This window comes from Vibrio ziniensis, assembly GCF_011064285.1.
Classification (GTDB): domain Bacteria; phylum Pseudomonadota; class Gammaproteobacteria; order Enterobacterales; family Vibrionaceae; genus Vibrio; species Vibrio ziniensis.
In genome coordinates, this window is record NZ_CP049331.1 from 1,956,227 (window position 1) to 1,974,103 (window position 17,877).

A 17,877-nucleotide genomic window follows, 5' to 3' on the forward strand; every position below is an offset into this window, starting at 1 on the left:
TCGTATTGGCAGACTAACTAAATTCAACCATGAAAACTAGCCTAAATCTGCCGTCTCAGTGAATTTTTAGCCATCACATTTCTTTGTCCACCCGAACACCATCATCGAAGTATAGGATTCGGACTTTATCATCTTTGGAAAACAGCATTTTAGGGTCAACATCTTGGATAACGTCGATCCATTTCCCCTCTTTGGTTTCTATGAGTAATTCGACCAAGCGATACTCAATACTGTATGACCGATTAGCACTATGATGGGCAATGCTTCCTCCAGCTATTGTACCAACCGCTGTTGCGACTTCTCGTCCATGTCCATCACCAAATTGATTACCGATGACTCCACCCACAACAGCACCAAGTAGTGTTTCCCAGCCGTTGGCTTTTGATTGAACGATATCTTGCTGACTGATGTAACGAACACTCTCTACGGTTCCAAATACCACCTCGTTCACAGCCCTTGCTTGGTTCCGTTGATAACCAGCATTGGCAAACAAGGGAAAAATCAATATGATCCATAACCACTTTTTCATTTTTTCTCCTAAATAACGATGGGGTTTCAATGACTATCTATCTCCCTAAGCTGGCTCCTAATGATTTCAGTTTCCCTTCTCCTTACGAAGCATTAGAAGATCCAAATGGTTTGCTCGCTTTTGGAGGAGATCTCAACCCAAATCGAATTTATAACGCTTACAAAAATGGGATTTTTCCTTGGTATGGTCCCGGAGAACCCATCCTCTGGTGGAGCCCTTCACCGCGAGCCGTGTTTAATCCTAAGACATTCAAACCCGCTAAAAGTGTGAAAAAATTTCAACGTAAGCAACAATATTCCGTCAGCATCAACCACGCCACTCAAAAAGTCATTGATCTCTGTGCTGCAACTCGCTCTGCTGATCAAACGTGGATTCACCCTGAAATGAGAGCAGCATACGGAATGCTTGCGAAACAGGGTAAATGCCACTCCGTTGAAGTATGGCAAAATGATGCGCTTGTAGGCGGATTATACGGCATCCAGATGGGGCAAATTTTTTGCGGCGAATCGATGTTCAGCATTCAAACAAACGCTTCCAAAATCGCTTTGTGGTACTTCTGCGAACACTTTGCAAAGAACAAAGGACAGCTCATTGATTGCCAAGTAATGAACCCACATCTCGCTTCGTTAGGCGCATTTGAATTGCCACGTGACGAATTCATCAATTCATTGCTATCTTTTAGTGATAAAACAGTAAAACAAGAGTGTTTCAAACGCCAGTGGCTCAGCATTACAGATAATCCCGAGTCTGTTGAGGAGTGAAGCGTGAGTTCTGATATACACCAAATTAGAATTGGCCTAACCAACAACCATCCATGCAGTTATCTTAAAGATCGTATGGAACGTGTGGCTGTAGCGCTGGATAGCAGCATGCAGTCGGATGAAAATTACGAAATTCTTCTTGCCAATGGTTTTCGCCGAAGTGGCGACACAATATATAAACCTCATTGTGACACGTGTAGCGCCTGCCACGCATTACGAGTGTCGGTTCCTGGCTTCACGCCAACCAAAAGCCAGAAACGGTTGATCAACAAAATCAAACAGCATTTGACGTGGGAACTCAAACCGAAGCTAGATGAAAACTGGTTTTCGCTCTATGCCAAATACATAAAGGCACGCCATAGCGATGGAACCATGTATCCACCACAAAAGGATGAGTTTGATAAATTCGCTAATTCTCAGTGGCTGAATACCCAATTTCTTCATGTCTATGAAGATAAACGCCTCATAGCCGTCGCTGTCACGGATATTCTCCCTAATAGTGCGAGTGCGTTTTATACCTTTTTCGATCCAACTTCTCCGTTGTCTATCGGTACTCTTGCGATTCTGATTCAATTGGAATACTGCAAAAGTAATCATAAACAATGGCTTTATTTGGGCTATCAAATCGATGAATGCCCTGCAATGAACTATAAAGTACGCTTCCAACGCCATCAAAGGCTAGTAAATCAGCGTTGGCAAGGGTAGAATACGCCCCAACTTTACTTATTTAACATTCAACGGTGAGATATGCCGTTGATTTGCGCCACATTTCTAAAGAGGATTAAATGGCTAAAGAAGACGTAATTGAGATGCAAGGCACTGTCCTTGATACTCTTCCAAACACAATGTTCCGTGTTGAGCTTGAAAACGGTCACGTAGTAACGGCTCACATCTCAGGTAAAATGCGTAAAAACTACATTCGTATTCTAACGGGTGACAAAGTTACTGTTGAGATGACTCCATACGACCTATCGAAAGGCCGCATCGTCTTCCGTGCTCGTTAATCTCTGATTTTCGAATACAACAAAAAGCGGAGCTAAATGCTCCGTTTTTTGTTGCTGTTCTTAGATTCAATTAGCTGTAAAACAGTAATAAAAAAGCGCATTTTAAAATGCGCTTTTCTGTATCTAAAAATTATTACTAGGTTCTAGTGCAGAACTTCTTCTTTAGCACCCAAGTATTCAAACGTTAGATGGTCATCTTTCAGAGCGACTTTCACTGTACCGCCGTCAACCAATGCGCCAAACAACAGCTCATTAGCCAATGGTTTCTTCAACTGCTCTTGAATTACTCTACCCATAGGGCGTGCACCCATTTCACGGTCATAACCTTTTACAGCTAACCAGTGACGAGCATCTTCTGAAACTTCCAGCGATACACCGCGAGCATCCAACTGAACTTGCAGTTCAACAATGAATTTATCAACCACTTGGTGAATCACACTTTCATCCAAACTGTTAAACCAAATAGTGTGGTCTAAACGGTTACGGAACTCAGGAGTAAACACTTTCTTAATTGCTGCCATAGCATCGTGGCTATGATCTTGCTGAATCAAGCCAATGGATTTCTTCACTGTTTCTGCAACACCCGCATTGGTTGTCATAACTAAGATGATGTTACGGAAGTCAGCTTTTCGACCGTTGTTATCTGTTAGCGTACCGTTATCCATCACTTGCAATAGCAAGTTGAAAATATCAGGGTGCGCTTTTTCGATTTCGTCAAGAAGCACGACAGCATGTGGATTCTTAATAACGGCATCGGTTAGCAAACCACCTTGGTCATAACCAACGTAACCTGGAGGTGCACCAATCAAGCGACTCACTGAATGGCGCTCACCATACTCAGACATATCGAAACGCAGTAGCTCAATGCCTAATAGTTTAGAAAGCTGAACCGTAACTTCTGTTTTACCGACACCCGTTGGACCAGCAAACAAGAATGAACCTACAGGTCGATTATCGGCACCCAACCCCGCACGAGTGAGCTTGATGGATTCAGTCAATACATCAATGGCATCGTCTTGTCCGAACACCAACATCTTCATTTTCTTATCAAGATTTTTCAGAATATCTTTGTCAGATGAAGAAACAGATTTCTCTGGAATACGAGCCATTTTTGCAACCATAGACTCGATCTCAGCTACACCAACGGTTTTCTTACGTTTGCTTGCTGGCATCAAACGAACACGAGCGCCCGCTTCATCAATGACGTCAATCGCTTTGTCAGGTAAGTGACGTTCGTTGATGTACTTAGCAGACAATTCTACCGCAGCACGAAGGGCTTTATTGGTATAACGTACATCGTGGTGAGCTTCGTATTTTGGTTTCAACCCCATCAAAATTTTGGTGGTGTCGTCTAATGAAGGTTCCACAACGTCAATTTTTTGGAATCGACGTGACAGTGCACGCTCCTTCTCAAAAATGTTGCTGTATTCTTGATACGTTGTTGAACCGATACAACGCAGCTTACCGCTACTTAGCAGTGGCTTAATTAAATTTGCTGCATCGACTTGGCCACCAGATGCAGCTCCTGCACCAATAATGGTATGAATTTCATCAATAAAGAGAATCGCATCTTTCTCTTTTTCTAGTTGTTTAAGAATCGTTTTAAAGCGCTTCTCAAAATCACCACGGTATTTGGTACCGGCAAGCAGCGAGCCAATATCCAACGAGTATATTACGCTGTTTTGAATCACTTCAGGTACTTGCCCCTCAACGATTCTCCACGCTAAGCCTTCTGCAATGGCAGTCTTACCTACCCCAGCCTCACCCACTAACAATGGGTTATTCTTGCGACGACGACATAGCACTTGAATTGTACGTTCGAGTTCCTTGTCACGACCAATCAGCGGATCAATCTGACCTTGACCAGCCAGTTGGTTCAAATTGGTCGCAAAACTCTCGAGTCTTTCATCTGCTGGTGAATCATCTGAACTTTCGGTACCAAATGAGTCAGAAGAAGAATCTTCACTTGAGTTACTCGATGCTTTCGTAATTCCGTGAGAAATATAATTAACAATATCCAAACGACTAATGTCGTTCTTTTTCAATAGATAAGCTGCGTGAGATTCCTGCTCGCTGAATATCGCGACCAGCACGTTTGCGCCAGTGACTTCACTGCGACCGGATGATTGAACGTGAAATACTGCACGTTGTAATACGCGTTGAAAACTAAGCGTTGGCTGAGTTTCACGTGTTTCGTCGTTATCTGGGATAAGAGGGGTTGTCTGATCAATAAATACGTCAAGCTCTCGACGCAAAACGTCAATATCTGCCTGACAGGCCAATAATGCTTCCTTCGCTGCATCGTTTTCTAACAATGCAAGTAGGAGATGCTCGACAGTCATGAATTCATGTCTTTTGTCTCGCGCTCGAGCGAACGCGCCGTTTAGACTAGACTCTAGTTCTTTATTAAGCATAAGGCCTCCTTAAAGAACAACCACGTCTGCTAATGTTACGCTTTTTCCATCGTACAAAGCAGTGGATGCTCGTTTTCCCGTGCGTACATTGTCACCTGAGCGACTTTCGTCTCTGCTACTTCTGCAGTAAACGTGCCACAAATTGCTTTCCCTTCATAATGAACTCTGAGCATCACTTGTGTCGCTTTTTCTATGTCCATAGAGAAGAAGCGTTCAAGGATTTCTATCACAAAATCCATCGGCGTGTAGTCGTCATTATTCAGTATAACGTTATACATCGACGGTGGTTTTGTCGCTGTTTTCTCTAGCTCCAGTAGATCTGAGTCTGGAGTTACCCATTCGAAGTTTTTACTCATGATGGCCGTATTTAGGAGTGTCTCTCTTAAAAATGTCTCTTCTCTTAATATGTCATCACTTTTTGATAACCTAAGGTGCTGTCAGTGAAGGTGAAAAACAATCCTTACTTAGAGACTAATGCAGCAATTGTATCGCTGCAAATAAAACATTGCTATTCACAATCCAGTTTATTCCAATCGTTCAAAAACTCGTCACCTTTCTGTAACACTATTTGTACTAAAGTCTAAAATCGAGTCAGTCATAACTGGCACAAATGCTTGTCGCACGAGTGATATCAAATGGAATAGGGTTATCTCAAAAGTGATTTGCTTATAAAAGTATGCATTTTTATACCATTATCCTATTGACTGTGCTCAATCATTGACTACATTGGTCAAATAGTGACTAAAAATTTGGCAGCGGCTGAATCGATATTCACTAATAGGGGTGATCACCGTCAGATTTTCTGATCAAGGATATTAGAGTGAATTTCTCCGCAACAACATCAGTAACAAAATGCATGAGGGACGTATAGCATGGCTACAGGTACAGTAAAATGGTTCAATAACGCCAAAGGATTCGGATTTATCTGTCCGGAAGGCGAAGATGGAGACATTTTTGCTCATTATTCTACTATCCAAATGGATGGCTACCGCACGCTAAAAGCGGGACAGCAAGTAGCGTATGAAGTTGAACAGGGACCTAAAGGTTACCACGCTAGTAGTGTCGTACCTATTGAAGGGCAACAATCTAAATAGTTCGCTGCCGAGTAAATCTTAACTGATAACTAACCTTCAGGGTTGCTTATAAGCTAACGATTTATGAATTGATAGATATGAAAAACCCGCCTATTGGCGGGTTTTGTATTTTTATTGGAATCGCTGTGACTATTATGCGCGTTCTACAATACTGTTCAATGTTGTACTTGGGCGCATTAAGCTAGAAACCAATGCATCGTTAAATGCATAGTAACCACCTAAATCACCTGCCACACCTTGAGCACCGTTTAACTCAGCCACAATATTCTCTTCGTTAGACAATAGTTGCTCAGCAACAGGAGTAAACTCAGCCGCAAGATCCGCGTCTTGAGTTTGTACAGCTAGTGCTTCAGCCCAGTACGCCGCTAGGTAATAATGGCTACCACGGTTATCTAGTTCACCCACTTTACGAGAAGGTGATTTGTTCAGGTCTAGGAATTTACCCGTTGCTTTGTCCAGAGAGTCAGCCAACACTTGTGCTTTCGCATTGCCAGTCACCACACTTAGATGCTCTAGAGAAGCAGCAAGAGCTAAGAATTCACCAAGAGAGTCCCAACGTAAGTGGTTCTCTTTTTGAACTTGTTGAACGTGCTTAGGAGCTGAACCACCAGCGCCCGTTTCAAACAGACCACCACCATTCATTAGTGGGACGATTGAAAGCATCTTAGCTGAAGTACCTAGCTCAAGAATTGGGAACAAGTCTGTTAGGTAGTCACGTAGTACGTTACCTGTAACAGAAATAGTGTCTTTACCTTCTTTAATACGAGCTAGAGAGTACAGAGTTGCGTCTACTGGAGAAAGGATCTTAATCTCTAAACCAGAAGTATCGTGATCAGGTAGATACTGATTCACTTTCTTGATCAGTTCAGCGTCATGAGCACGAGCTTCATCTAACCAGAATACCGCTGGGGTTTTGGTTGCACGTGCACGGTTTACCGCTAGCTTAACCCAGTCTTGGATTGGAGCATCTTTAACCTGACACATACGGAAGATATCACCAGCTTCAACTTCTTGCTCTAGAAGCACTTTACCTGCCGCATCAACAACACGTACCGCACCATCAGCATCTAAGATGAATGTTTTATCGTGTGAGCCGTATTCTTCTGCTTTTTGCGCCATTAGACCTACGTTTGGTACGCTGCCCATTGTTGTTGGGTCAAATGCGCCATGTTCTTTACAGAATTCGATAACTGCTTGATAAACACCCGCATAACAACGATCTGGGATCACCGCTTTGGTATCTTTCTGTTTACCATCAGGTCCCCACATTTGACCAGATGAACGAATCATTGCTGGCATGGAGGCATCAACGATGATGTCACTTGGTACATGTAGGTTAGTAATACCACGGTCAGAATCAACCATAGCTAGCGGTGGTTGAGTGGCGTAAACTGCTTGAAGCGCAGCTTCAATTTCTTGGCGTTGTGCTTCAGGTAATGCTTGAATCTTCGCATATACATCACCTAGACCGTTGTTTACATCGACGCCAAGCTTGTCAAATACTTCACCGTACTTGTCGAAGACTTCTTTGTAGTAAACCTTAACGGCATGACCAAATATTACTGGGTCAGATACTTTCATCATGGTTGCTTTCATATGTAGAGAAAGCAGAACGTCTTGTTGTTTTGCGTCAGCAATTTCTTTTTCGAAAAACGCAACTAGCGCTTTCTTGTTCAATACACTGGCATCAATAATTTCTTTATCTTTAAGAGCAAAAGGCTTTTTCAGTTCTTTAGTTGAACCGTCTTTAGCTACAAACTGAATAGAAACCTGCGTTGCACCTTCGACAGTGACTGATTTCTCGCTACCGAAGAAATCTTTATCACTCATGCTAGCAACGTGAGATTTAGAATCTGCAGACCAAGCACCCATTGAGTGTGGGTTCTTCTTCGCGTAGTTTTTCACTGATGCTGGCGCACGACGGTCAGAGTTGCCTTCACGTAGTACAGGGTTTACCGCACTACCTTTAATTTTATCGTAAGTGGCTTTAATCGCTTCTTCTTCGTAAGTCGCAGGCTCTTCTGGGTAGTTTGGAAGTGCAAAACCTTTGTCTTGAAGTTCTTTGATAGCAGCCTTTAACTGAGGAACAGATGCCGAGATGTTTGGCAGTTTGATGATGTTCGCTTCAGGAGTTTGTGCAAGTTCACCGAGTTCAGTTAGAGCATCACCAATACGCTGCTCTTCTTTCAAATGCTCAGGGAAGTTAGCAAGAATACGTCCCGCTAAAGAAATATCGCGAGTTTCAATCTCAATGCCCGACGATGCTGTAAATGACTGGATAATTGGCAGCAATGAATATGTAGCAAGTGCTGGGGCTTCGTCAGTGATTGTATAAATAATTGTAGGTTTATTTGTTGGCATGAACTTTCCCTATTTGTTCTAACAACACACGGGCATGTGTTGTGTGAATGTACGGCTCAAGTGGGAAACCTCCCAAACTTGGGCACGATAGTCTCACTCTTTCCTTGTTGTGTTCGAATATTCTATCTACTAACAACCATGATGAGTCTTCGATGCAGTCCTTGAGTAAAGATCGTTATAATTAAACAAAATTAGGATAATAGTCTATCATCTTGTCACTTATCCTATTTCTGGGCGCGGAAATCATAGCGCAAAAGCGAGTTTTAGAAAACTTTCAAATACACTTCATTTACATTTTTGCAAGGTAGTTAACATGTCACCCAGCTCGCGAAAAAGCTCAACTAACGCTTCTCACCCGACAAGCTCACACTCAAAGAAGCCGCGTTTTAAACAAAGTAATAGAACAATATCTAGTCGGTCATCGAATCAGCAGCAAACTCGTAAAACCTCGGTGCAAAAACCTAAGGTGAATCCTGAAAATCGAAAAGTCATTGTGTTCAATAAACCTTATGACACTTTAAGCCAGTTTACCGATGGCGAAGGTCGAAAAACATTGGCGGATTTCATTACTGTAAAGGACGTATATTCGGCAGGCAGACTTGACCGAGACAGCGAAGGCTTGATGGTGTTAACCAACGATGGGATCTTACAAGCTAAGCTCACCCAACCAGAATCAAAATCGGCTAAAACCTATTGGGTTCAAGTTGAAGGAGCCCCTTCCGAGTCAGATTTAGAAAAGCTTCGAAATGGTGTAACCCTAAAAGACGGGCCAACCCTTCCTGCAAAAGTGGTAGTGATGGATGAGCCGCAGCTTTGGGAACGAAATCCCCCTGTACGTTTTCGTGCAGCCATACCAACGACTTGGTTAGCCATTACGATTATTGAAGGGAGAAATCGTCAGGTAAGGCGCATGACTGCACATATTGGCTTCCCAACCCTGCGTTTGGTGCGCTATTCAATGGGCAATATTGAACTTGGTGATCTTCAACCAGGTGAATGGAAAGAGATTCGTTTATAACGGCTTGCTGGCTTCTCTCTGACAATCTGTTCAATCACAATCAACAAACCCGAAATCGAAAGGAAGAGGATATTTACTGATGTTTAAACGTCTAGCTTTGCTTTGTGTACTTATATTCTCTTTCACTGTTCAAAGTACGGTTCTCGAAAACACTCTTACCCCTATTAGCTACAATATTCGGGTTCTTGAAAACAATAAGAAAAACTTACAACACCTAAATCAACCTTTCACAACTCTTATTCGCAGAGCAGATAAAGCGTTAACTAATCCAATTGATCCTGTGACTAACAAGACGTTGATGCCTGCCAGTGGCGACAAACATGACTATTACAGTTTCGGTCCTTATTGGTGGCCAAATCCAGACACACCATCTGGTTTGCCTTATATCCGAAAAGATGGCGAATTCAATTTAGAAACCAGGACTTCTGCTACCGATATGCAAAGACTCATAACCTTTGCTAATAATGTAAAGTTGCTCGGTCTAGCCTACTACTTCTCCGACGATCAAAAATACGCAGATAAAGCGATTGAACAGCTCCGAGCTTGGTTTATCAACTCACAAACCAAAATGAATCCCAATATGAATCACGCACAAGCGATACCCGGTCGAGTTAACGGACGTGGTATTGGCATCATAGATAGTCGCGTATTAATTGGCGTTGTTGACGCTGTTGAATTGATAAAACCAACGCTCTCAGAAAAAGATTATCAAAGCATTGTTGCATGGTTTAGAGAGTTCAATCACTGGTTGGTGTCTAGTGTTAATGGCATCGATGAAGAAAAGCAGAACAACAATCACGGAACTTGGTATGACGCTCAGGTGGTAGCGTTTTCTTTATTTACCCACCAACCCGATATCGCCAAACAACGTTTGCAAATTACGAAAGCCAAGCGAATTGCAAACCAATTTGACCAAGACGGAAAACAAGATGCGGAACTAGCACGCACTCGCCCTTGGCATTATTCCAATTTCAATTTGCAGGCATACAGCTTACTCGGTGTATATGGAGAAAAGCTTGGGGTAGATATCTGGAGTTACCAGAACAACAGTATCGCACTTGAAAACGGCTATCAGTACATCGCCCAATACACCATTTCACCTGAGCGATGGAGTCTTAAAGAGTTCAAAAAAATCAGCCCAAGCATATCGTATTCAAACATGCTGTATGCCAGACATGCTTATGCTGACCCAATATTTAAAAAGGCGGTCACTAAGCTCAACCAATCCAAAGAGAACCAATCAGACATAGCAAATTTGCTATTTTGATTGATGCAACATAAAGAAGTGGTCCACCGGACCTCGACCCTGACCAACACTTAGCTTGTCTGCGCTTCCTATGGCTAGAGTGATGTATTCTTTAGCATGAGACACAGATTGCTGAAGGTCATCCCCCTGCGCGAGAAACGAAGCAATTGCCGATGACAAAGTGCAACCCGTCCCGTGCGTATTGATAGTATCAATTCTCTCTGCGCTTAATTGATGAATCTCATTCTGAGTGATAAGTAGATCATCACTGTAAGATGACTGCTCTAAATGCCCACCTTTTAGTAATACTGCTGAAGTACCTAGCTGCCGTAGAGACAAGACCATATCGTTAATTTCATCAGCATTATTAGGTTGTTCGAGACCAGTCAAAGCAGCCGCTTCAGGAAGATTAGGGGTAATAATATCTGCAAGAGGCAGCAGACATTCTTTCAGACTGGATATCGCGCTTTGTTTCAGCAACAGGTCACCGCTGGTTGCCACCATGACCGGGTCTAGCACGATAAATTGTGGTCTGTATTGACGAAGCTTATCTGCAACCAAATGGATGATGTCGCTATCCGCTAACATACCAATCTTAACAGCGACAATATTTAGGTCTCCAAACACCGCATCTAGTTGGCTTTCAATATGTGCTAGAGGAATGGGTAGAATGTCAGTAACACCTAAGGTATTTTGCGAAGTGATAGCCGTGATAACGGATGCCGCATAACCGCCTGTAGCAGAAATGGCTTTAATATCGGCTTGAATACCCGCGCCGCCGCCACTATCTGAACCAGCAATGGTAAGAACGACAGGAATTGAACTGGATTTATGCATAACTGTTCCTTTGGGGTATGACATACAGGAACAGACTCCCGAACACCTCTGAAGAAGATGGCAATACGAGAAATTCAATCGCGATGATTGGATTAGTTCCCTACGTCAGTATTAACTGAATCAGGTTCAACGGGTCTCGCAATGCGATCTCAGCCTTATGGCTCCCCGACTAATGGCGGACAGAATAACAATTATTTTGTCAGTTATGCAATTTATAACGAGCGCAGAGAATAAGTTACGTAATAGCGTCTATACTTTGTTAAGTAGAATTGTTGAGTAGAATTACACCGTGAGAACAAGTAGGCCGTTAACTCAGTTGGTAGAGTAGTTGACTCTTAATCAATCGGTCGCGGGTTCGAGCCCCGCACGGCCTACCAAAACGTTCTCTTCAGCTAATTAAAGCGCCCCTTACTTGTGACGCTCTTTGAGCTTATTAATCACGTCACTCATTGATAAACCTTGGTCTTGAAGCAAGACAAGCAAGTGATAGATCAAGTCCGCAGACTCACACACTAATTCCGCCTTATCGCCCGACGTCGCCGCAAGTGCGACTTCAACACCTTCTTCGCCCACTTTCTGCGAAATGCGTTTGGTGCCACGCGCATAAAGACTAGCGGTGTAAGAGGATTCAGGGTCGGCACTCTTGCGGGCAGCCAATAGCTGCTCAAGTTGATGAAGCCACACCATTTGTGACTCCTCTTGTGCATCACCGTCCCAACAAGTTGTTGTGCCAGTGTGGCACGTTGGACCAATCGGATTCACTTTCACCAGCAAGGTGTCTTGATCGCAGTCCAAAGCAATATTTTTTAACTGCAGCACGTTGCCAGAGGTTTCACCTTTGGTCCATAAACGCTGCTTAGTGCGCGAATAGAAAGTGACTTGTTCTGTTTCCAATGTTTTAGCTAGTGCTTCTTGGTTCATGTACCCCATCATCAGCACTTGGCTTGAACCAAAGTCCTGCACAATCGCAGGAACAAGACCATCAACCTTTTCCCAATTAATTCGTTCCGCTAGGCTCATAGTCTCACCTCAACCGCTTGTTGTTTTAAATATTGCTTGAGTTCACCAATATTGATGATTTGTTTGTGGAACACTGATGCAGCTAACGCGCCATCAACATTCGCTAATTTGAACGCATCGGCGAAATGCTCCATAGCACCCGCGCCACCAGAAGCAATCAAAGGTACGCGACATACAGATCGAACCATATTCAGTTGCTCTAGGTCGTAACCGTTACGTACACCGTCTTGGTTCATCATATTTAATACAATTTCACCCGCGCCACGTTTCTGCACTTCTTGAACCCAATCTTTGGTTTCCCACTTGGTTGCTTTAGTACGCGCTTCATCACCAGTGAACTGGTAGACCTGATATTTGCCCGTCTCTTTATCAAAATAGGAGTCGATACCTACAACGATACATTGCACGCCAAACTTATCCGCTAGATTGGTAATCAGGTCTGGATTCGCTAATGCTGGCGAGTTAATCGATACTTTGTCCGCTCCGAATTCGAGGATGCGAGCGGCATCTTCGGCTGATTTAATACCACCAGCGACACAGAAAGGAATGTCGATTACCTCTGCAACTCGCGCAACCCAGCTTTTATCCACCACACGACCATCACTGGATGCGGTGATATCGTAAAACACTAACTCATCAGCGCCCTCTTCCGCATAACGTTTTGCTAGCGGAACGATGTCTCCGATGATTTCGTGATTGCGGAACTGAACGCCTTTCACAACCTGTCCGTCACGAACGTCCAAACACGGAATTATACGTTTTGCCAACATGCGAACGCCTCCTCAGTGGTGAATTTACCATCCAGTAATGCTCGACCAACAATCACACCTGCTACACCACTGCCTTTCAGTGCTTCAATATCCGCTAAACTGCCGATACCGCCTGAAGATTGGAACTGAACCTGTGGGTATTGTTTGCAAAGGTCTACATACAGCTCAACGTTAGAACCGGCTAGCGTGCCGTCACGGGAAATGTCTGTGCAGAGTACATGTTTCAAACCGACGGTTAAATAATCATCAATCAGCTCTTCGATAGTGACACCTGAATCTTCCTGCCAACCGGAAATCGCCACTTTGCGTGTACCGTCAGCATCGATGTTTATATCCAGAGCCAGCACAATTTTTTCTGCGCCGTATTTGGTCATCCAACCTTTCACTAGTTCAGGTTGCTTAACAGCCGTTGAACCAACCACAACACGTTGCGCGCCAGCTTCGAGCAGATCAATCACGTCTTGCTCGCTGCGTACACCGCCACCAATTTGAATATTGGCTGGAGTACCTGCCAGTAATTTTGCAATCAGGTCTAACTGGCGAGCACTGGTATCTTTTGCGCCCGTTAAATCCACAAGGTGTAGCCAGTCAGCGCCAGCTTTGTTGTATAAATTGAATTGTTCAACTGGGTCGACTTTATATTCTGTTACTTGGCCGTAATCACCCTGATAGAGGCGTACAACCTGACCTTCAATTAAATCTAATGCGGGAATAATCATTTCTGTTCCTTATTCGACTTGCCGCTTTATCGCTTACAGCTTCCGTCTATTTTTTAGAGCTCTAGGAAGTTCTGAATTAACTTAGAACCGGCTTTTGATGAACGCTCTGGGTGGAACTGAACACCGTAATAGTTGCCATTTTGAATCGCTGCGCTAAATGGATTTCCGTAGTCACATTCTGCGATGGTGTAGTCACCCACAGGCATTGCAAAGCTGTGTACGAAATAGAAGTACTCCCCCTCTTCAATATCTTTGAAAAGAGGGTTGCCAGCTTTAGCCGAAACGGTATTCCAGCCCATGTGAGGCAATGGCAAATCACCGGTTTGCATTAAACGAACTTCACCTTCGACCAAGCCCAGACATTCAACGATATCATCCGCTTTCTGTCCTTTCTCTTCAGACAATTTACCGAGTAACTGCATACCTAAACAGATCCCGAGTAGCGGTTTATCTACCTTTGCCACCAACTCAATAAGGTTACGCTCTTCAAGGTTCTTCATCGCTTCGCTGGCTGTTCCTACACCCGGTAAGAACAACTTATCTGCGGCAAGAACGACTGCTGGGTCTTTTGAAATCGTCACTGGGTAGCCCAAACGTTCAATGGCGAATTTCACCGAAGAAACGTTGGCACACCCCGTATCGATAATGACAACTTTTTGTTCATTCGCCATTAGAGAACCCCTTTGCTGCTTGGCAACTCATTTCCTTGTACTTGAATAGCTTGACGCAGTGTACGACCAAACGCCTTAAATAAGCTTTCAATGATGTGGTGGTCATTCTCGCCAGTAGAAGACAAGTGCAGAGTGCAAGCGAGTGTGTCAGTCAAAGAACGGAAGAAGTGGTAAACCATCTCAGTGGATAAATCACCTACTTCTGGACGGCTGAACTCAGCGTCGAATTTCAAATAAGGGCGACCTGACAGGTCTAATGCACATTGCGCCAAACATTCGTCCATCGGCAGAGTAAAACCAAAACGACCGATACCACGCTTGTCACCTAAGGCTTCTTTAATCGCCTGACCAAGTGCCAAAGCGGTATCTTCAACCGTGTGGTGATCATCGATGTGTAGGTCACCATCCACTTTAAGCTTTAATTGGAAACCACCGTGAGTGGCGATTTGATCAAGCATGTGGTCGAAGAAACCTAAACCGGTTTCGATTTCGTTACCGCCAGTCTCATCAAGATTAACTGCAACCTGAATGTCAGTTTCTTTAGTTTTGCGAACCACTTTTGCAGTGCGAGATTTTACTGTTAAGTCTTTGACGATTTGTGGCCAGTTCATCGTTTCAGGATTGTACTGAATACCACGAATAGCCATGTTCTCTGCTAACTGTAGATCTGTAAGACGGTCACCAATCACAACAGATGATTTAAAGTCAACTTTGCCACCTTGAAGGTACTCTTTCACCATACCCAATTTCGGCTTACGACAAGAGCAGTTGTCTTTTTCAAAGTGTGGACAAATCAGCACATCATCAAACTTCACACCTTGAGAGGAAAAGATATCCATCATCATGTTGTGTGGTGCATCGAAGTCTTCTTGCGGATAGCTACTTGTGCCTAAACCATCTTGGTTAGTCACCATCACCAAACGATAACCCGCGTCTTGCAGAGTCAACAAACTTGGGATAACAAAAGGTTCCAGTTTAAGTTTGTCTAAACGGTCAACCTGAAAATCCACCGGTGGCTCAACAATCAAGGTGCCATCACGGTCGATAAAGAGAATTTTCTGTTGGGTGCTCATTGTAGAATCCTTTCTATTGGTAGTAGTTACGAATAAACGCGACGGTCTTTTCGCACTCTTCTCTATTGCCTACGCTAATACGCACACAATCTTCAATCGGTGAGTTACGTAAAATAATGCCTGAATCCCATGCTGCTTTGAACAAAGCATCGCCGTCTGGGAACTTAACTAACAAGTAGTTACCCCACCCTTCAAACACCTGCACGCCACTAATCATAGATAGACCAACTTGCATATACGCTCGATTAGCGTTTAGATCCAGCACTTGGTATTTTGCACGAGCAAGTCCTGCTTCAGACAATGCTTGAGTAGCAATTTCCGCCACTGGCACTGGTACTGGGTATGGTGCGATGACTTTTAACAGCACATTGATCAACTCTTCATTTGCAAGAGTAAAACCACAACGTAGACCTGCAAGAGCAAACGCTTTTGATAGCGTGCGTAGAATCGCCAAGTTTGGATATTGCGCCAACAAATCAACCGTAGATGCTTCTGGGCAGAAATCGATATACGCTTCATCCATCACGACAATCGCGCGGTCTTTTGTCATCTCTAACAAAGAAACAATGTCTTCGCGCTTAACCAAATTGCCGGTTGGGTTATTTGGGCTACAAACAAATACTAACTTAACATTTTCTAAATTCGCTTCGATGTTAGCTAAATCTAACTGCCACTCAGCAGTCAACGGCACTTTTTTACGTTCAACCCCAAAAGTTTCAGCACTAATAGCGTACATACCATAAGTCGGTGGACAAAATAAAATGGCATCTTTATTTGGTTCACAGAAAGCACGCACTAATAATTCAATACCCTCATCGGCACCACGAGAAGTTAGTACTTGCTCTGGCTTCACACCTGCGTATGACGCATAAGCGTTGATTAGCATGGGTGGCTGACATTCGCTATAACGGTTTAAGCGAGCAAAATTCGTTTTGTACTCGTTGTTGAATGGGGATTCATTAGCGTTTAGCCAAACATCACCACTTCCACCAATACGGCGAGCAGAAAGATAAGGCGTTAATTCCTGAATTTGTTTACGAGCGAGTTTTTCCATGATGATTACGCCTTTTCTTTACCAAGCTTTTCTATTCGAATTGTAACGGCACGTTTGTGTGCGTCTAGACCTTCCGCTTCCGCCATTTTTACTACAGTTGGAGCCAGTGTTTTCAGACCATCTGCGCTTAGCTCTTGAACTGTCATACGCTTGCTGAAATCCGCCAAACCTAAGCTAGAGTATGTGCGAGTGTAACCGTATGTCGGTAGCACGTGGTTAGTACCCGATGCATAGTCACCCACCGATTCTGGAGACCAGTCGCCCAAGAAGATAGAACCTGCGTTATCTAACAATGGAACAAGCTCACGAGGATTCTTAGTTTGAACAATTAAGTGTTCAGGACCGTAATAGTTAGAAATTGAAACTGCTTGGGTCAATGACTCTGCAATAATGATTAAGCTTGAAGCGAGCGCTTTTTGTGCAGTATCTGCACGCGATAGTGACTTCAGTTGTTTCTGAACAGCATCCGCTACTTTATCGGCAACCACAGGAGATGGTGTCACTAGCACTACCTGAGAATCAGGTCCGTGTTCAGCTTGGCTTAGTAAGTCTGCTGCAATAAAATCTGCGTCCGCAGTGTCGTCTGCAATCACTAACACTTCTGATGGACCCGCTGGCATATCAATTGCGGCACCACGGAAATCTTTGCTCACTTGACGTTTTGCTTCGGTTACATACGCATTGCCAGGACCAAAAATTTTGTCCACTTTAGTAACGCTTTCGGTACCATAAGCCATTGCAGCAATCGCCTGACCACCACCAACATTGTAAACTTCATCGATTTTGCAAAGCTTAGCCACATAAAGAATTTCATCGGCGATTGGCGGTGGAGAACACAATACTACTTTACGACAGCCTGCAATTTGTGCTGGCACGCCTAGCATCAACACGGTAGATGGTAATGGTGCGCTGCCGCCAGGAATGTACAAACCCACTTTATTGATTGCGCGGGTCACTTGCTCACACACCACACCCGGCATGGTTTCAACTTTAATTGGTGCCGGCTTTTGAGCCTTATGGAACTTGGTAATATTGTTATAAGCCACTTCTAACGCTTGCTTCATTTCATCATCAAGACGCTCACAAGCAGCGTCGATCTCTTCCGCAGATACACGAATCGATTCTGGCTTATATTTATCAAATTTTTCAGTCAGCTCTAACAGAGCAGAGTCACCTTCCGCGCGAACCTTTGCAATAACCTCTGCCACTGCTGCTGTGATGTTTGCACCTTCAGCGATAGCTGGACGTTCCAGAACAGAATCTTGCTGAGTTTCACTCAGCGATTGCCAAACGATCGTTCTCATCA

Annotated in this window: 18 protein-coding genes, 1 tRNA gene and 1 riboswitch; of the genes, 7 read left to right on the top strand and 12 right to left on the bottom strand. The window is 43.8% G+C overall.

Going from position 1 to position 17,877, the window contains the following annotated elements:
* Nucleotides 1–73 precede the first annotated feature (73 nt).
* Complete coding sequence (locus tag G5S32_RS08920; RefSeq protein ID WP_165311688.1) at nt 74–529, bottom strand: outer membrane lipoprotein; 456 nt, start codon at nt 527–529, stop codon at nt 74–76.
* A gap of 29 nt (nt 530–558) precedes the next feature.
* On the opposite strand from G5S32_RS08920, the gene aat reads away from it, so the two are divergent.
* The 3 genes from aat to infA all read left to right on the top strand — a co-directional run bounded on the left by aat (nt 559) and on the right by infA (nt 2,294).
* Nucleotides 559–1,290, top strand: coding sequence for a leucyl/phenylalanyl-tRNA--protein transferase (gene aat / locus G5S32_RS08925; RefSeq protein WP_165311689.1), 732 nt, complete (start codon nt 559–561; stop codon nt 1,288–1,290).
* A 3-nt stretch (nt 1,291–1,293) separates the two neighbouring features.
* Nucleotides 1,294–1,995, top strand: coding sequence for an arginyltransferase (locus G5S32_RS08930; protein WP_165311690.1), 702 nt, complete (start codon nt 1,294–1,296; stop codon nt 1,993–1,995).
* 80 nt (nt 1,996–2,075) lie between these two features.
* Nucleotides 2,076–2,294: a translation initiation factor IF-1 gene (gene infA, locus G5S32_RS08935; protein ID WP_001040192.1), complete on the top strand. Its 219-nt coding sequence runs from the start codon at nt 2,076–2,078 to the stop codon at nt 2,292–2,294.
* Between the two features lie 143 nt (nt 2,295–2,437).
* Here the strand turns inward: infA and clpA are convergent, their stop codons facing one another.
* Entirely contained in the window at nt 2,438–4,708 is a 2,271-nt protein-coding gene (clpA, locus tag G5S32_RS08940) for an ATP-dependent Clp protease ATP-binding subunit ClpA (protein ID WP_165311691.1), read from the bottom strand.
* Between the two features lie 35 nt (nt 4,709–4,743).
* Nucleotides 4,744–5,064, bottom strand: coding sequence for an ATP-dependent Clp protease adapter ClpS (gene clpS, locus G5S32_RS08945; protein WP_165311692.1), 321 nt, complete (start codon nt 5,062–5,064; stop codon nt 4,744–4,746).
* A 516-nt stretch (nt 5,065–5,580) separates the two neighbouring features.
* Here clpS and cspD point away from each other — a divergent pair.
* Nucleotides 5,581–5,802, top strand: a complete 222-nt coding sequence (gene cspD / locus G5S32_RS08950) for a cold shock domain-containing protein CspD (protein ID WP_042481960.1) — start codon at nt 5,581–5,583, stop codon at nt 5,800–5,802.
* A gap of 132 nt (nt 5,803–5,934) precedes the next feature.
* On the opposite strand, the gene G5S32_RS08955 is transcribed toward cspD, so the two are convergent.
* Nucleotides 5,935–8,163, bottom strand: a complete 2,229-nt coding sequence (locus G5S32_RS08955; protein WP_165311693.1) for an NADP-dependent isocitrate dehydrogenase — start codon at nt 8,161–8,163, stop codon at nt 5,935–5,937.
* A gap of 313 nt (nt 8,164–8,476) precedes the next feature.
* On the opposite strand from G5S32_RS08955, the gene G5S32_RS08960 reads away from it, so the two are divergent.
* On the top strand, nt 8,477–9,181 hold the full coding sequence (locus tag G5S32_RS08960; RefSeq protein WP_165311694.1) for an rRNA large subunit pseudouridine synthase E: 705 nt from the start codon (nt 8,477–8,479) through the stop codon (nt 9,179–9,181).
* Nucleotides 9,182–9,260: 79 nt separating this feature from the next.
* A complete protein-coding gene (locus G5S32_RS08965) occupies nt 9,261–10,448 on the top strand; it encodes an alginate lyase family protein (protein WP_165311695.1) in 1,188 nt (395 codons plus the stop codon).
* Here the strand turns inward: G5S32_RS08965 and thiD are convergent.
* Entirely contained in the window at nt 10,440–11,264 is an 825-nt protein-coding gene (thiD, locus tag G5S32_RS08970; RefSeq protein ID WP_246201004.1) for a bifunctional hydroxymethylpyrimidine kinase/phosphomethylpyrimidine kinase, read from the bottom strand. The two genes, G5S32_RS08965 and thiD, sit on opposite strands and share 9 nt — an antisense overlap.
* An 80-nt stretch (nt 11,265–11,344) precedes the next feature.
* A riboswitch (TPP riboswitch) is annotated at nt 11,345–11,442 on the bottom strand.
* Between the two features lie 123 nt (nt 11,443–11,565).
* On the opposite strand from thiD, the gene G5S32_RS08975 reads away from it, so the two are divergent.
* Nucleotides 11,566–11,641, top strand: a tRNA-Lys gene (locus G5S32_RS08975).
* 31 nt (nt 11,642–11,672) lie between these two features.
* Here the strand turns inward: G5S32_RS08975 and hisIE are convergent.
* Genes hisIE through hisD form a run of 7 tightly spaced genes read right to left on the bottom strand, consistent with a single transcriptional unit; the run spans nt 11,673 to nt 17,875 of the window.
* Nucleotides 11,673–12,284 carry a bifunctional phosphoribosyl-AMP cyclohydrolase/phosphoribosyl-ATP diphosphatase HisIE gene (gene hisIE / locus G5S32_RS08980; RefSeq protein ID WP_102941653.1) on the bottom strand — a complete coding sequence of 204 codons (612 nt, stop codon included), beginning with the start codon at nt 12,282–12,284 and terminating at the stop codon, nt 11,673–11,675.
* Nucleotides 12,281–13,054 (bottom strand): imidazole glycerol phosphate synthase subunit HisF, encoded by a 774-nt coding sequence (hisF, locus tag G5S32_RS08985; protein ID WP_102941652.1) that lies wholly within the window; start codon nt 13,052–13,054, stop codon nt 12,281–12,283. Before hisF ends, hisIE begins: the two co-directional genes overlap by 4 nt.
* Nucleotides 13,036–13,773 (bottom strand): 1-(5-phosphoribosyl)-5-[(5-phosphoribosylamino)methylideneamino]imidazole-4-carboxamide isomerase, encoded by a 738-nt coding sequence (gene hisA, locus G5S32_RS08990; RefSeq protein ID WP_165311697.1) that lies wholly within the window; start codon nt 13,771–13,773, stop codon nt 13,036–13,038. Before hisA ends, hisF begins: the two co-directional genes overlap by 19 nt.
* Before the next feature lie 53 nt (nt 13,774–13,826).
* Nucleotides 13,827–14,444, bottom strand: a complete 618-nt coding sequence (gene hisH / locus G5S32_RS08995) for an imidazole glycerol phosphate synthase subunit HisH (RefSeq protein ID WP_165311698.1) — start codon at nt 14,442–14,444, stop codon at nt 13,827–13,829.
* On the bottom strand, nt 14,444–15,517 hold the full coding sequence (hisB, locus tag G5S32_RS09000; protein ID WP_165311699.1) for a bifunctional histidinol-phosphatase/imidazoleglycerol-phosphate dehydratase HisB: 1,074 nt from the start codon (nt 15,515–15,517) through the stop codon (nt 14,444–14,446). Before hisB ends, hisH begins: the two co-directional genes overlap by 1 nt.
* A gap of 13 nt (nt 15,518–15,530) precedes the next feature.
* Nucleotides 15,531–16,571, bottom strand: a complete 1,041-nt coding sequence (gene hisC, locus G5S32_RS09005) for a histidinol-phosphate transaminase (protein WP_165311700.1) — start codon at nt 16,569–16,571, stop codon at nt 15,531–15,533.
* Nucleotides 16,572–16,576: 5 nt separating this feature from the next.
* Nucleotides 16,577–17,875 carry a histidinol dehydrogenase gene (gene hisD / locus G5S32_RS09010; RefSeq protein WP_165311701.1) on the bottom strand — a complete coding sequence of 433 codons (1,299 nt, stop codon included), beginning with the start codon at nt 17,873–17,875 and terminating at the stop codon, nt 16,577–16,579.
* Between the last annotated feature and the right edge of the window lie 2 nt (nt 17,876–17,877).

Bases quoted from the DNA above. Each gene is read 5' to 3' on its own strand.
- aat (WP_165311689.1), top strand. From the start codon at position 559: ATGACTATCTATCTCCCTAAGCTGGCTCCTAATGATTTCAGTTTCCCT.
- thiD (WP_246201004.1), bottom strand. From the start codon at position 11,264: ATGCATAAATCCAGTTCAATTCCTGTCGTTCTTACCATTGCTGGTTCA.
- hisIE (WP_102941653.1), bottom strand. From the start codon at position 12,284: ATGAGCCTAGCGGAACGAATTAATTGGGAAAAGGTTGATGGTCTTGTT.
- infA (WP_001040192.1), top strand. From the start codon at position 2,076: ATGGCTAAAGAAGACGTAATTGAGATGCAAGGCACTGTCCTTGATACT.
- hisD (WP_165311701.1), bottom strand. From the start codon at position 17,875: ATGAGAACGATCGTTTGGCAATCGCTGAGTGAAACTCAGCAAGATTCT.
- clpS (WP_165311692.1), bottom strand. From the start codon at position 5,064: ATGAGTAAAAACTTCGAATGGGTAACTCCAGACTCAGATCTACTGGAG.
- hisF (WP_102941652.1), bottom strand. From the start codon at position 13,054: ATGTTGGCAAAACGTATAATTCCGTGTTTGGACGTTCGTGACGGACAG.
- clpA (WP_165311691.1), bottom strand. From the start codon at position 4,708: ATGCTTAATAAAGAACTAGAGTCTAGTCTAAACGGCGCGTTCGCTCGA.
- G5S32_RS08955 (WP_165311693.1), bottom strand. From the start codon at position 8,163: ATGCCAACAAATAAACCTACAATTATTTATACAATCACTGACGAAGCC.
- hisC (WP_165311700.1), bottom strand. From the start codon at position 16,571: ATGGAAAAACTCGCTCGTAAACAAATTCAGGAATTAACGCCTTATCTT.
- hisB (WP_165311699.1), bottom strand. From the start codon at position 15,517: ATGAGCACCCAACAGAAAATTCTCTTTATCGACCGTGATGGCACCTTG.
- hisH (WP_165311698.1), bottom strand. From the start codon at position 14,444: ATGGCGAATGAACAAAAAGTTGTCATTATCGATACGGGGTGTGCCAAC.
- G5S32_RS08960 (WP_165311694.1), top strand. From the start codon at position 8,477: ATGTCACCCAGCTCGCGAAAAAGCTCAACTAACGCTTCTCACCCGACA.
- hisA (WP_165311697.1), bottom strand. From the start codon at position 13,773: ATGATTATTCCCGCATTAGATTTAATTGAAGGTCAGGTTGTACGCCTC.
- G5S32_RS08965 (WP_165311695.1), top strand. From the start codon at position 9,261: ATGTTTAAACGTCTAGCTTTGCTTTGTGTACTTATATTCTCTTTCACT.
- G5S32_RS08920 (WP_165311688.1), bottom strand. From the start codon at position 529: ATGAAAAAGTGGTTATGGATCATATTGATTTTTCCCTTGTTTGCCAAT.
- cspD (WP_042481960.1), top strand. From the start codon at position 5,581: ATGGCTACAGGTACAGTAAAATGGTTCAATAACGCCAAAGGATTCGGA.